Here is a 13,416-nt window from a genome sequence, read left to right as displayed (position 1 = left end):
GACGGGCAGGTCGATAGTGAGAAGTCGGTTAAAAAGGCGAAGCTAATCCTATGCCGCCGTTCGCTGTAGCGAAACTATACTTTCTTCAGCCGCGTATTCAATGAACCGTTGCTTCTCTGGTAGAACTTAAAAAATATACGACAATGACCAGAATTCAGTTAGATACCCAGCCCGACAAATACCTGATTTCTATTGACCGTTCTGCTGTCGACCGGCAGTGGCTGGTGCAGTTGATTGAGCGGCTGCGCCTGGAGGAACTGGCTGGTCAATTTAATTTTGGCGAAGACGTCGAAGCGCTCGGTGAGCAAATCAAAGCTGATTGGTGGGCAAAAAACAAAAGCCGGTTTATCAATGAGTAGCAAACCACCGCTGGTCGTTGATACCAACATTGTTTTTAAAGCATTACGAGCCAAACAATCCGCTATACGGGACGCGCTGATTGACAATCAATATCAACTTTACGCGCCCAAGTTTTTAATTGTTGAAATTTTTAAGCACAAGGAAAAGCTGCTCCGGAATAATGCACAACTTGAAGACGAGCTATACGAGTACCTGAACGGGTTGCTGCAACGAATTACGTTCGTCAGTGAAGAATCAATTTCAATAGGTAGCTACCTCGAAGCATACCGGCTATGCAAAGGTATCGATGAAAAAGACGTACCCTTCGTTGCCCTGGCAATCGAACTCGGTTGCTCACTCTGGACTCGCGACCAACCCATCCGGGAGGGATTAACCGCCAGAGGATTTACGGCTTTCTACGATATTTTCGATTAAATCATTTCAAGTACGATAACGATTTTCTTTTCCTTTATCCATGCAATTCTCCCACCTCCATTGTCATACCCAGTATTCGCTGCTCGACGGGCAGGCTGATATAAAAAAGCTGGTCAAGAAGGCCAAAGCGGATAATATGCCCGCCGCGGCTATCACCGATCACGGAAACATGTTCGGTGTGTTCGAATTCGTGGCCGAAGCCAGCAAACAGGGTATTAAACCCATTGTAGGTTGCGAATTCTATGTGGTAGACGATCATACCCGAAAACAGTTTACCAAAGAGCAAAAAGACATTCGGTACCACCAACTGCTGCTGGCCAAGAACGCGCAGGGGTACAAAAACCTGGCCAAACTGTGCTCGCTGGGCTACATGGAAGGCCTGTATGGCAAATATCCGAGGGTCACGAAAGCGCTTATCGACCAGTATAAAGAAGGTCTGATTGCAACCACCTGCTGTATTGGGGCCATCGTTCCGAAAACCATTCTGAAAAAAGGGGAAGAAGCCGCCGAAATTGAATTCAAATGGTGGCTCGATCGCTTCGGGGAGGATTATTACGTCGAGCTGCAGCGCCACGAAATACCCGATCAGATCAAGGCCAATGAGGTGCTGGTCAAGTTGGCCCGGAAGTATAATGTCAAGATTATTGCGTCGAACGATTCGCACTACGTAGACCGCGACGACTGGGTTGCCCACGACATCCTGCTCTGCGTAAACACCGGCGAGAAGCTGGCTACGCCGTCGGAGAAGGAGTTTAACGAAGACGAAGGGGCCAAGAAAGGAACCCGGTTTGCATTCTTCAGCGATCAGTTCTACTTCAAGAACACGCAGGAGATGAGCACCCTCTTTCACGACCTGCCCGAGGCCATTGACAATACCAACGAAATTGTTGGAAAAGTAGAGACGCTGAAACTCAAGCGCGATATTCTGCTGCCCAACTTCCCCATTCCGCAGGAGTTTCAGCTTCATACCGACGATGTGCTGAACCAGTGGGAATACCTTAAACACCTTACCTACGAGGGCGCCCGGCAGCGGTACGGCGAAATCGAAAGCCACGTGCAGGAACGACTCGATTTTGAGCTGTTTACGATCAAGACAATGGGGTTTGCGGGCTACTTCCTGATCGTGGCCGACTTCATCAAGGCCGGGCGCGACCTCGGCGTTATGGTCGGTCCGGGACGGGGTAGCGCGGCCGGTAGTGCGGTGGCGTACTGCATCGGCATTACCAACATCGACCCCATCAAATACGACCTGCTGTTCGAGCGATTCCTGAATCCCGACCGGAAGTCAATGCCCGACATCGATACCGACTTCGACGACGAAGGTCGCCAGAAGGTGATCGATTACGTGGTCGATAAGTACGGAAAGCAGCAGGTAGCGGCCATTGTGACCTACGGTACCATGGCGGCCAAGTCGGCCATTAAGGACGTGAGCCGGGTTATGGACCTGCCGCTCAACGATGCCAACGCCCTGGCCAAGCTCGTGCCCGACAAGCCGACCTATAACATGACCCTCCGGCGGATCTTCGAAGACCCCATCGATGGACCGGGTGGGCTGTCCAGCGTTATTCAGCCGGACGAAGTCGAGAACGTAAAGCGGATGCGGGCGCTCGAAGCGGGTGATCAGAGCGTAGGGCGTGCCATGAAGCTGATCGATACCGAAAAAGTCCAGAACGTGCTGCAGCAGGCGCGTCGGCTCGAAGGTACGGTTCGGAATACGGGCGTTCACGCGGCCGGTATCATCATCGCGCCCGACGATCTGTCCAATATCGTGCCCGTCTCGACCTCTAAGGATACCAACCTCATCATTACCCAGTACGAGGGTAAGGTGATTGAAGACGCGGGCGTAATCAAGATGGACTTCCTGGGGTTACGCAACCTGACCATCATCAAGGAATGTCTGCGCCTGATCAAACAGAATTACGGACTTACCATCGACATCGACGCTATTCCGCTCGATGATCCGAAAGCGTATGAACTGTTTCAGCGGGGCGAAACCAACGCGATCTTCCAGTTCGAATCCGACGGCATGAAGAAGCACATGAAGGATCTCAAGCCCGACCGCTTTGAGGACCTCATTGCCATGAACGCGCTCTACCGCCCCGGCCCGATCCAGTATATTCCGAACTACATCAACCGGAAACACGGGCGCGAGGAGGTTAAGTACGACCTGCCCGAAATGGAAGAGTACCTGGCCGATACCTACGGCATTACGGTCTATCAGGAGCAGCTCATGCTGCTGTCGCAGAAACTCGGCAACTTCACCAAAGGCGACGCTGACGTGCTGCGGAAAGCCATGGGTAAGAAGCAGAAAGACGTGCTCGACAAGATGAAGGGCAAGTTTATGGAAGGCTGCGCGGCTAACGGACTGAACCTCAAAATCTGCGAGAAAGTCTGGACCGACTGGGAAGCCTTCGCCAGTTACGCCTTCAACAAGTCGCACTCGACCTGCTATGCGTTTGTAGCTTACCAGACAGCCTGGCTCAAAGCCCATTACACGTCAGAGTACATGGCGGCCGTTCTCACCAGCTGCCTGGGGTCTATCGATAAAATTACGTTCTTCATGGAAGAATGTAAGAATCTTGGCCTGCCGGTACTGGGCCCCAACGTAAACGAGTCGGAGCGCTTCTTCGGGGTGAACGACAAAGGCGAAATCCGGTTTGGTCTCGGTGGTATCAAGGGCGCGGGCGATGCGGCCGTAGAAGCCATCATCGAAGAGCGGAAAGCCGGTGGACCCTTCAAGGATATCTTCGACTTCGCCATTCGGGTCAACCTCCGCACAGTCAATAAGAAAACCCTCGAATCGCTGGCCTATGCCGGCGCGTTCGACAGCATCGACGAATACCACCGGGCGCAGTATTTCGATCTGGGCGAAGGAGATACCTCGCCGTTCCTGGACAAGGTAATCCGGTATGCCAACAACTACCACGCCGAGAAAGCAGCCGCCCAGCAGTCGCTGTTCGGGGCCATGATGGGGGGAGAACCAATGATTGCCCGTCCCAAACCACCCACTGTGCCGGAGTGGAACCAGATCGAAAAGCTCAAATTCGAGAAAGATGTGGTTGGCTTCTACATCACCGGCCATCCGCTCGACGAGTTCAGGCTCGAACTGGACGGTTTCTGCAACTGTACGCTCGATAAGATCTACGAAGTCAAATCGCCGGAAATCAAAGTAGCGGGTATTGTTACGGCCATGCAGACCAAGATTGCCCGCAACGGTAACCCGTTCTGTATTTTCAAGATTGAAGATTACAATACGGCGATCGAAATGGCGCTCTTCGGCGATGACTATGTGCGGATGGGGCAGTATGTGGATGTGGGCCGCTTCCTGCACATTACCGGAAAAACGCAGAACCGATGGAATTCCGAGCAACTCGAATTCAAACCGGTCAACATTCGGCTACTGACCGAAATGCGCGACAAGATGTGTAAGGAGATACGGGTTTCGCTGATGCTGGATTCGGTAAACGCGCAGCTGGTCGCCAGGCTCAATGAACTAATCGGCGCCCACCCCGGCACCTGTACCCTGTCGCTGAACGTGGTAGACCCGAACGAACGAATTGAAGTCAGCCTGCAATCGCGTACCCTGAAAGTGTCGCCGGCCAACTCGTTTCTGCGGGCGCTCGAAGCCATGGAGGGCGTCACGTGTAAGGTCGCGTAGATTCGGAACTAAACCGGCCCGCGCGGGTTTATACGTCTGAAACAAGTTCAACCCAATAAACAGATTTCACTCATGGCAGCAGGATCCATGGCTGTTGAAGCAACCGATGCGAACTTCAACGAACTGATAAATTCAGACAAACCCGTACTGGTCGACTTTTGGGCCGAATGGTGCGGACCATGTAAGATGATCGGACCGGTTGTTGAGCAACTGGCCGGCGAATACGAAGGTAAAGCCGTTATCGCGAAGATGGACGTCGATCAGAATGCGCAGGTGCCCGCCAAGTTCGGTATCCGCAGCATCCCGACGCTGATGGTCTTCAAAAACGGTCAGCTGGTCGATAAAGTAATCGGTGCTGTGCCGAAGAATGTGCTGGAGCAAAAACTCCAGGCCGCTCTGGAGCCAGCCGCGCTCTAAGCATACATCAGATACAATAAAGAAAGGGAGCCAATTGGCTCCCTTTCTTTATTGTATCTGATGGTATTTATACCAGCATCCGCATCGGATTTTCGAGCATCTCTTTCAGCGTTTGCAGGAAAGCCGACCCCGTAGCCCCGTCAACCACGCGGTGGTCGCAGGAGAGGGTTACTTTCATGACGTTGGTAGGCTTCGCTACCGGAACGCCGGCCGCATCACTCTCAAACTTGACCGACTGTTTGATGGCACCAACCGCCAGGATGCACGAATCGGGTGGGTTGATGATGGCCGTAAATTCGTCAATGCCGAACATCCCCAGGTTCGAGATCGAGAAGGTGCTGCCTTCCCAGTCTTTGGGCTGGAGCTTTTTGTCCTTGGCTTTGCCCGCCATTTCTTTCACCTCGGCCGCAATGGTCGACAGCGTTTTCTGGTCGGCGTTACGAACCACCGGAACGAGCAGCCCTTCATCGACCGCCACGGCGACGCCGATGTTGACGTACTTGTACTTCCGGATTTTATCGCCGAGCCATGACGAGTTAACGTTCGGGTGTTGCTTGAGCGCAACGGCCGCTGCTTTAAGTACGAAATCGTTGAACGAAATCTTAACCGGGCTCACACTGTTGACCGTACCGCGCAGTTCCATCGCCTTATCCATGTTGATTTCCATGGTCAGGTAGAAGTGCGGAGCCGTAAACATGCTTTCGCCAAGCCGGCGGGCAATGGTTTTCCGCATCTGGCTCACCGGTACGTCTTCGTATTCGCCGGCTGCGGGCGCTGGCTGAGCGGCCGGTGCGGGCTGGGGAGCGGCTGCCGGCTTCTGTTCGGCGGCTGCGGGCTGGGCTGGTGCAGTTGCGGGTTTGGTCGGAGCGGCCGATGGGACAAACGATTCGACATCGCTTTTCACAATGCGGCCTTCGGGACCCGAGCCCTGAACCTGCTTGAGGTCGATTCCTTTTTCTTCGGCAATGCGTTTGGCCAGGGGCGACGCCTTCAGCCGACCGTTCGACTCGGCATTGTCGCCACTTTCGCCCCCGTACGACAGATCCGTTGCGGCATTGGCCGGTGCCGATGCCTGCGGGTTCTGCTCGGCGGTTTGAGCGCCCCCGTCGCCACTGGCGGCAGGCTGGGGAGCCGGTGCTCCGCCACTGTCGATCAGGACTTTGAAGTTGGCGCCTTTTTCGCCGACAACGGCAATGATTTCATCGACACCAACAACGGCGCCTTCTTTCACCCCAACGTAGAGCAGGGTGCCTTCTTCGTAAGCTTCCAGATCCATGGTCGCTTTGTCGGTTTCGACTTCGGCCAGGATATCGCCCGATTTTACCGTATCGCCTTCTTTCTTGTGCCAGGCCACGATCGTTCCTTCGGTCATGGTGTCGCTCATCTTCGGCATCCGGATTACTGACGCGTTGACGTTTTCGGCTGGCGCTGCTGACACCGCTTTCTGGTCGGGCAGGTTGGTCGCTACCTCGGCTTTGTTGGCATCTCCGCTGGGAGCGGGCGCTTCGGTCGGAGCCGGTTTCGGCGTTTCGGCGGCCGGGGCTTCCTGACTGCCACCACTCGAACCGTTCAGCAACGATTTGTAATCTTCACCATCGGCACCGATGACAGCCAGAACGCCATCAACGGGCACCGACGAGCCTTTTTCGACGCCTATGTACAGCAGGGTGCCTTCTTCATAAGCTTCGAGGTCCATAGTGGCTTTGTCCGTTTCGACTTCAGCCAGGACGTCGCCGGATTTAACTTTATCGCCCACTTTCTTATGCCACTCCGCAATGACCCCTTCGGTCATGGTGTCGCTCATCTTGGGCATTCGAATCAATTCAGCCATATATAGTCTGTATAAATCGGGTTGTTCGTAGTCGGGACAGGTTACGTGCCAAAATTAGCGCAAACCGGCCAAGGTTGTATCGTTCGGCAGGCTTTTCTATTACTCGACCCAGAGCACCAGCCCTTTGAGGTAGCCGCCTTCGGGGTGGAAGAGGCTTACCGGATGGTCGGCGGGCTGGCTCAGGTGGTGCAGCACGCGCACCTGCCGCCCGGCTTCGATGGCGGCCGCAACGATGGTATTGTAGAACAATTCGCGATCGACCACCTGCGAACACGAAAATGTAAAGAGGATACCGCCTTTGGCTACCCGCCGAAGTCCTTCGGCATTCAGTCGTTTGTAGCCCTGTACGGCCCGGTGCCGCGCCGAGAGGCTTTTAGCAAAGGCGGGTGGGTCAAGCACGACGATATCGTACTGCTGGCTATCCTGGTGTTTCAGGTAATGCATAACATCGTCGGCAATGGCTTCGTGCTGGCCCGGTGCGTTCCGGTCAGCCTGATCGGGGAAATTGGCCACTACGTTCTGGTTGGTCAGATCGATCGCTTTCTGCGACACATCGACCGAATGCACCTCACTGGCTCCGGCCTGCAGGGCATAAACGGAGAAGCCACCCGAATAACAGAAGGCGTTCAGCACCCGTTTGCCGGGCGCATACCGGGCCAGCAACGCCCGATTGTCGCGCTGGTCGAGAAAAAATCCTGTCTTCTGGCCTGTGATCCAGTCGATCAGGAACATGTTGCCATTTTCCTGCACCGGGTGCGGAACGGGTGTTCGGCCAAAGAGGTAGCCGTTGGTTACGCTGGCGCCGTACTCGTCGGGCAGGGTTTCGGCGCTTTTGTCATAAACCGCCTTGAGCTCATCGCCGAAAACCGCACGCAGAGCTTCGGTAATGAGCTGCCGCTCGCGGTGCATCCCGATGGAGTGGGCCTGCAAAACGGCTACGCCATTGTACACGTCAATGATGAGGCCCGTGCAGCCATCGCCTTCGCCATGCACCAGCCGGTAGCAGTTGGTATCGTCGTTGATAATGGCCTGCCGGATGCTGCGGATGTGTGTCAGCTTATCGGTCCAGTAGGCCAGGTCTGGTGTAACGGGCCCGCCGGCAGTGGCGCCAAAGGAAAAGATACGCACGGCAATGCTGCCGTCGTGGTAATGGCCCGTGGCAAGGTACTGTCCCTTGCGGTCGTAGACCTCAACCACGTCGCCATCGGCCAGATTCCCTTCGTACCGGCCAATGGCACGCGAAAAAACCCAGGGGTGAAACCGCCGAACGGCTTCGTCGCGCCCGGCCTGCAGATATAACTTGGAATACGTCATTCAGAATCGGAAAAGAATGCAAAGATACGATAGGCTTTGTATGTCAGCCAGAGCAGTTGACGATCAGGGTGGTGCGGTTCGCCCAAAAGTGCCTTCGTGGAGTTTCCTGAGGGTTATGACAAAAAAATGCGTAGAACAAATCCATTTTTACGTTTTAGTTCTGCAAAACCATCTACAATCATGCAACGACGTTCGTTTCTCCAGCAGGCTGGCCTGCTTTCGGCAGGTGCCCTTACCCTAAGTCATGAACTACTGGCCAGCGCGCCCGGTAAAGCCATTAACCCTTTTGGCGTTCAACTCTACAGCACCCGCGATATTCTGCCCAAAGACCCGAAAGGAGTCATGACGCAGCTGGCCCAGATGGGCTACAAACAGTTTGAGAGCTACAGCGGACCGCAGGGCTTTTTGTGGGGTATGGAGCCGAAAGAGATGAAGTCGTTTCTGGATGGGCTGGGCGTGAAAATGATCAGTACCCACTTCGATATGAACAAAGATCTGGACAAGAGCATCGATATGGCGAACGGCGCTGGCCTGAGCTACCTGCTCTGTCCCTACATCGGAGCCCAGAAGACGTTCGACGACTGGAAACGAATTGCCGACAAGTTCAATACGGTTGGTGAGCAGGTGCGTAAGGGTGGGCTGAAGTTTGGCTACCATAACCACGATTATTCGTTCAAACCCCTCGACGGTAAAATTCCACAGGAGTACCTGCTGGCCAACACCGATCCCAAAAATGTCATGTTCGAGCTGGATCTGTGCTGGATCGACGTAGCGGGTCAGGACCCCGTTGCTCACCTCAACAAGTATGGCAAGCGCTACGAACTCTGCCATATCAAAGATTACAAGAAAGTAGGCGGCAAACCGGTTCAGGACGACCTTGGCAAGGGTAACGTAGACTTCAAAAAGACGCTTCGTACGGCTATGGACAATGGCATGAAGTACTTTATCGTCGAGCAGGAAGAGTATCCTGTGTCAGTACTGGGCAGCATGAAAAATGATGCGGAGTACATGAAGAAGCTGACTGTATAATTTCTTCTTGACATGACGGCTGGTCGTTTTCTGGAACGCTTGGCTACGAGTGTTATGTCATTCCGGCGCAGGAAAAACCAATAGATCTTCCTGCGCCGGAATACCAATGCCGGTTGCTAAAGCAGCCGGAATGAGTATTGATCCGTTTCAACGGGTCCTGAGTATCAATCAACCCTCCTCCCGGGCTGAGAACAGTCGTTTCAGCCAGCTTTTTTTCTCTTCGGTGTCATCATTTTTGTCCTGCTCGGTGAGCTGGTAGCCGGCCAGAGACTTCAGATCCGGCTGGCCCGCATCGACCCAGGCTGTATACCAGAAATCGCCGACCATCTTTATCGATGCGCGCATCTGCCGTTCTACCTGCCCGCTCAGACGGGTATGATACTGACGCGAAAAATCGGATGCATACACTTTTGTAGTCATCCCGTTTCGCTCCTCGAAACCGTATTTACGGGTTTCTCCCACTTCCTGCGTAAGCGTCTGCTCCAGCCGCAAGACGGAGTCGAGGGCCGCATGGGCTCTGAATACAGCCCGCCAGGCTGCCTTTTGCGGAGCGTATACATACTCGGCCTGACCGGTGAAGAAATCATAGTCCATACTGAACAGTTCGGGTAGGCGGGATTCCCAGAAGCCATGAATGCCCTGCTGACCGGTGAGCTGACCGTTGTAGTTGCGGGTCGTATGCAACGGCACGTTTGCGTCGGCAATGTAATGGCCCAGATCGGCCGCGAGCCGGAGAATCCGGCGAACGTCGCGCTGCCGGAAGGCTTCGGTCAGCTGGTACTTGCTCAGCTGAATCTGCCAGGGGACCAGGCCGTGCAGCGCCAGCGTGTCTTCGCCATAGCGGTCCGCAGCGTCTTTGTAAAAGCGGGGCAGGGTAGCGGCTGTGGTATCGGAGTACGCGTCGAGGTCGATGAAATGGCGCGGGGCTTCACCCACTACGGCATACCGGCGTTTGTCGGGGTTAACCGCGTTGTCAGTCAGAAAGCCGATGTGTTTTTTGAAGAACGGCATCATCTCAACCGGTAACGTGAACACGGCCAGCCGGTTAATCTGCTGGTGAGCATAAAACCCCCAGTTGGGTCTGGCTGACTGCGGAGCGTCGGTGGCCAGCGTGGATGAACTGCTCAGCAGGCCCGAAAAAAAAATCACAAAAACATACAACCAAACAAAACGTTTGTACATTTGACAAAACATGGCACTTTACGGATATATAATTTAACTATTCTGTAAAACTGCTGGTTGAATCGAAACAAAATTTGGCAAAATAGAAAAAGACCAATAGTCATGAATCCAAAATCACGGGGTTACGCCCTTATCGTTGTGCTGATGTGTGCTTTCGCTTTGACAATCTATGGTGCATACTCACCTGCGCGCAAAGCCCAGAAACAGCAAATTGTGTGTGTGAAATTCAAAAAAGGGGTTGAATCGCAAGCTGTTGAACAGCATATGAACGGTTTTGCCGCCCTAAAGCATGAAATTCCAAACATCGTTGGTTACACCTCTGGCAAGACAATTTTGCCAAACGGAGCCGTTGCCGACTATGACGTGGTGCATTATCTGACGTTTCAGAGCGAGGCCGACATTAAAATTTTTGAAAGCAGCCCGGCTTACAAACAGTTTGTAACGCAGAACCAGGGCGTTTGGGAAAAAACGCTGATCGTCAACGCTGATATTCGGCCGTAAGCGTTGGTTTATCACAGAAAATCAGTCAGTACACTTGGATGTGCTGACTGATTTTCTTATTTTTGCGCCCTCATATCGCGAAACGATCTTTACAGTACATACCGATGGCAAACCATAAGTCAGCAAAAAAAGCAATCCGGTCGAGCGCCAAAAAGCGGCTGTTGAACCGCTACCAGCACGTCACGACCCGGAACCTGGTGAAAAAACTGCGTACCACCACCGACCATGCTATGGCCGTTGAGTTGTTCAAAACCGTATCGTCGGCACTGGACAAACTGGCAAAGCGCAACATCATCCACAAGAACAAAGCGTCTAACAACAAGTCGAAACTGGCTCGGTTGGTAAACGGTCTGAAGCCTGCTGCTGCCTAGTTGCCAGTCATTCAGAGACATATCAGAACCTTACCTTTTTCGGGGTGAGGTTTTTTTATGCCCTAACTGGCCGGAAATGCGGTAGAATAGCGAGGTTTATGGTGTCTATTTTGTTAGTTCGTGTTTAGTTCCTGACCGATTCACTGCTGCCGTGACCTACGAAACCTCCGGAAAAATCCAAAGCTGGGCCGAAGAAGACCGTCCCCGCGAAAAGTTGATGCTCAAGGGAAAAGCCGCCCTGTCCGATGCCGAGCTGATCGCTATCCTGATCAACGCCGGTACGGTAGACCTGACCGCGGTCGATATCGCCAAAATCATCCTGAAGAGCGTAGGTAACAACCTGAACGACCTGGCCCGGCTGAGCATCAAAGACCTGTCTAAATTTCGGGGTATTGGCGAAGCGCGGGCCATCGCTATCGTGGCTGCCCTTGAACTGGGGCGTCGGCGCAAAGAGCAGGACCGTCCGCAACGCGCCCGAATCACCTGTTCGCGCGATGCGTATAATGAGATGATTCCGCACCTGATCGATAAGCCCCACGAAGAATTCTGGATTTTGCTGATGAACCGCGCCAACGAGGTGCTACGGCCGGTACTGATCAGCGCGGGGGGCGTATCGGGTACGGTGGCCGATCCCAAAATTATCTTCAAGCAGGCAATCGAGTATCTGGCCTCGTCGATGATTCTGTTTCATAATCACCCCTCAGGCAACCTGACCCCGTCGCAGGCCGATAAAGATCTGACCCGTAAGCTGAAAGATGCGGGTCGCCTGCTCGATATTCCGGTGCTGGACCATCTGATCTTTACCGATAAGGCGTATTACAGCTTTGCCGACGAGGGTATATTGTGAGTTTCGGCGGATGGCTCGGGTTACAGCTTCAGCCCCTGCAGGATCTCGCCCCGGCTTAGTGGACGAACGTCGCCGGGCATCATACCCTCGGCGGTGAGTGATTCGATGGCCCAGCGCACGAGCCGGAGTGTAGGAAACCCAACGGCGGCCGTCATTCGGCGTACCTGCCGGTTCTTGCCTTCGTGCAGACTGATCGATAGCCATGAGGTTGGTATGGCGGCTCTGTAGCGGATGGGTGGGTCGCGGTCGGGCAGGGGCGGAGCCGCCATCGGTTTTGCCAGCGCGGGCAGGGTCGCATAGGGTTTACCATCGACCGAAATCGTAACCCCCGCCGATAACTGCTGGCAGGCTTCGGCGGTCAGCGCACCATCTACCTGCACGTAGTACGTTCGGTTGTGCCTGAATCTGGGGTTCAGCAGCCGATGGTTGAGTTGCTTGTCGCTCGTCAGGAGGAGCAGCCCTTCGCTATCGGCATCGAGCCGCCCAACGGGGTAAACATCGCCCGGAAAGTCGTACGCCAGATCGGCTAGCGTGGGTTTGTCGCCCTCCCGCGAAAACTGCGAGAGCATCAGGTAGGGCTTGTAGATCAGATAGTACATGAAAAAACAGGGCAATTCAACGGGGTGGAAAACGGGTGACGATGCGCGTTGCTCCCCACCCGACTCCTCAATCCTGTAATGACAACCAAACGGGGCAGTGGTCAGCGTGGACGGCGTCGGGAAGCATCCGGCAGTCGACGATGCGGGGGCGCAGCGGGTCGCTGACGGAGGCATAGTCGATACGCCAGCCCTTGTTACTGGTGCGGGCGCCGGCGCGGTAACTCCACCAGCTGTAGGCTACATCGTTGGGGTGGGTATGCCGAAAGGCGTCTATCATGCCGGAGCCAAACCACTGATCCATCCAGGCGCGTTCTTCGGGCAGAAATCCGGTGGTGTTTTTGTTGCGAACGGGGTCATGAATGTCCTGGGCAGTATGAGCAATGTTGTAGTCGCCGACTACGATCAGGTTGGGCCGGGTTTGCCGCAGCGTTTGGACGTACTCGAAGAAATCGCGGAGAAACTCCATCTTCACCGCCTGCCGAACCTCGCCCGTCGTGCCCGAGGGGAAGTAGCAGTTCAGCAGGGTCAAGTCGCCAAAATCGGTGCGCAAAATGCGGCCTTCGCAATCATATACGGCCAGGCCGCAACCCATGATCACATTGGTAGGAGCCATGCGGGAGAGCGTAGCCACGCCCGAATAACCTTTTTTCTCGGCCGCGTGCCAGTGATACTGGTAGCCCAACTGTTCAAACGGTGCCAGGTCTACCACATCGGTAGTGGCTTTGACTTCCTGAAAACAAAGGATATCGAATTCGTTACGGCTCAGCCAGTCGGTCAGCCCATTGCGCATGGCCGCCCGAATGCCGTTGATATTGTAGGAAATGAGTTGCATGAACGAAAAGAGAAGAGGACAGACAAAGAAAGCCGAACACCGGGAGGCATGACCTGATGCC

The 13,416-nt window shown here is 54.3% G+C and carries 13 protein-coding genes; 8 read left to right on the top strand and 5 right to left on the bottom strand.

Annotated elements, in window-relative coordinates; all coding sequences use genetic code 11:
* The first annotated feature begins 143 nt into the window (after nt 1-143).
* The 4 genes from B1C80_RS01225 (at nt 144) to trxA (ending at nt 4,849) form a co-directional block, all read left to right on the top strand.
* Nucleotides 144-359 (top strand): hypothetical protein, encoded by a 216-nt coding sequence (locus B1C80_RS01225; RefSeq protein WP_077919224.1) that lies wholly within the window; start codon nt 144-146, stop codon nt 357-359.
* Nucleotides 352-774, top strand: a complete 423-nt coding sequence (locus B1C80_RS01220) for a PIN domain-containing protein (RefSeq protein ID WP_077919223.1) — start codon at nt 352-354, stop codon at nt 772-774. Before B1C80_RS01225 ends, B1C80_RS01220 begins: the two co-directional genes overlap by 8 nt.
* A gap of 40 nt (nt 775-814) precedes the next feature.
* Nucleotides 815-4,432, top strand: a complete 3,618-nt coding sequence (gene dnaE, locus B1C80_RS01215; RefSeq protein ID WP_077919222.1) for a DNA polymerase III subunit alpha — start codon at nt 815-817, stop codon at nt 4,430-4,432.
* Nucleotides 4,433-4,504: 72 nt separating this feature from the next.
* Nucleotides 4,505-4,849 (top strand): thioredoxin, encoded by a 345-nt coding sequence (gene trxA, locus B1C80_RS01210; protein ID WP_077919221.1) that lies wholly within the window; start codon nt 4,505-4,507, stop codon nt 4,847-4,849.
* Nucleotides 4,850-4,916: 67 nt separating this feature from the next.
* Here trxA and B1C80_RS01205 read toward each other — a convergent pair whose 3' ends face one another.
* Together B1C80_RS01205 and B1C80_RS01200 are read right to left on the bottom strand one after the other, a co-directional pair.
* Nucleotides 4,917-6,680, bottom strand: coding sequence for a pyruvate dehydrogenase complex dihydrolipoamide acetyltransferase (locus B1C80_RS01205; RefSeq protein ID WP_077919220.1), 1,764 nt, complete (start codon nt 6,678-6,680; stop codon nt 4,917-4,919).
* A 99-nt stretch (nt 6,681-6,779) separates the two neighbouring features.
* Nucleotides 6,780-7,994, bottom strand: a complete 1,215-nt coding sequence (locus B1C80_RS01200; RefSeq protein ID WP_077919219.1) for a class I SAM-dependent rRNA methyltransferase — start codon at nt 7,992-7,994, stop codon at nt 6,780-6,782.
* Between the two features lie 180 nt (nt 7,995-8,174).
* Between B1C80_RS01200 and B1C80_RS01195 the strand changes: the two genes are divergently transcribed.
* Nucleotides 8,175-9,023 carry a sugar phosphate isomerase/epimerase gene (locus B1C80_RS01195; RefSeq protein WP_077919218.1) on the top strand — a complete coding sequence of 283 codons (849 nt, stop codon included), beginning with the start codon at nt 8,175-8,177 and terminating at the stop codon, nt 9,021-9,023.
* A 168-nt stretch (nt 9,024-9,191) separates the two neighbouring features.
* Here the strand turns inward: B1C80_RS01195 and B1C80_RS01190 are convergent, their stop codons facing one another.
* Nucleotides 9,192-10,205 carry a zinc dependent phospholipase C family protein gene (locus B1C80_RS01190; RefSeq protein WP_369822663.1) on the bottom strand — a complete coding sequence of 338 codons (1,014 nt, stop codon included), beginning with the start codon at nt 10,203-10,205 and terminating at the stop codon, nt 9,192-9,194.
* Nucleotides 10,206-10,307: 102 nt separating this feature from the next.
* On the opposite strand from B1C80_RS01190, the gene B1C80_RS01185 reads away from it, so the two are divergent.
* The 3 genes from B1C80_RS01185 to radC all read left to right on the top strand — a co-directional run bounded on the left by B1C80_RS01185 (nt 10,308) and on the right by radC (nt 11,924).
* Nucleotides 10,308-10,706 (top strand): Dabb family protein, encoded by a 399-nt coding sequence (locus B1C80_RS01185; RefSeq protein WP_077919216.1) that lies wholly within the window; start codon nt 10,308-10,310, stop codon nt 10,704-10,706.
* Nucleotides 10,707-10,810: 104 nt separating this feature from the next.
* Nucleotides 10,811-11,077 carry a 30S ribosomal protein S20 gene (gene rpsT / locus B1C80_RS01180; RefSeq protein ID WP_077919215.1) on the top strand — a complete coding sequence of 89 codons (267 nt, stop codon included), beginning with the start codon at nt 10,811-10,813 and terminating at the stop codon, nt 11,075-11,077.
* 151 nt (nt 11,078-11,228) lie between these two features.
* The gene (gene radC / locus B1C80_RS01175; RefSeq protein WP_077919214.1) at nt 11,229-11,924 is read left to right on the top strand and encodes a DNA repair protein RadC; all 696 of its coding nucleotides are present in this window, start codon (nt 11,229-11,231) and stop codon (nt 11,922-11,924) included.
* 20 nt (nt 11,925-11,944) lie between these two features.
* Here radC and B1C80_RS01170 read toward each other — a convergent pair whose 3' ends face one another.
* Both B1C80_RS01170 and B1C80_RS01165 read right to left on the bottom strand, forming a co-directional pair.
* Nucleotides 11,945-12,523, bottom strand: a complete 579-nt coding sequence (locus B1C80_RS01170) for a pseudouridine synthase (protein WP_077919213.1) — start codon at nt 12,521-12,523, stop codon at nt 11,945-11,947.
* A gap of 67 nt (nt 12,524-12,590) precedes the next feature.
* Nucleotides 12,591-13,355, bottom strand: coding sequence for an exodeoxyribonuclease III (locus B1C80_RS01165; RefSeq protein WP_077919212.1), 765 nt, complete (start codon nt 13,353-13,355; stop codon nt 12,591-12,593).
* Nucleotides 13,356-13,416: the final 61 nt, after the last annotated feature.

Source organism: Spirosoma sp. 209, assembly GCF_002006735.1.
Lineage (GTDB): Bacteria > Bacteroidota > Bacteroidia > Cytophagales > Spirosomataceae > Spirosoma > Spirosoma sordidisoli.
Note: the sequence above shows the minus strand (reverse complement) of the source record. Positions and strands in the feature narration are given on the sequence as shown.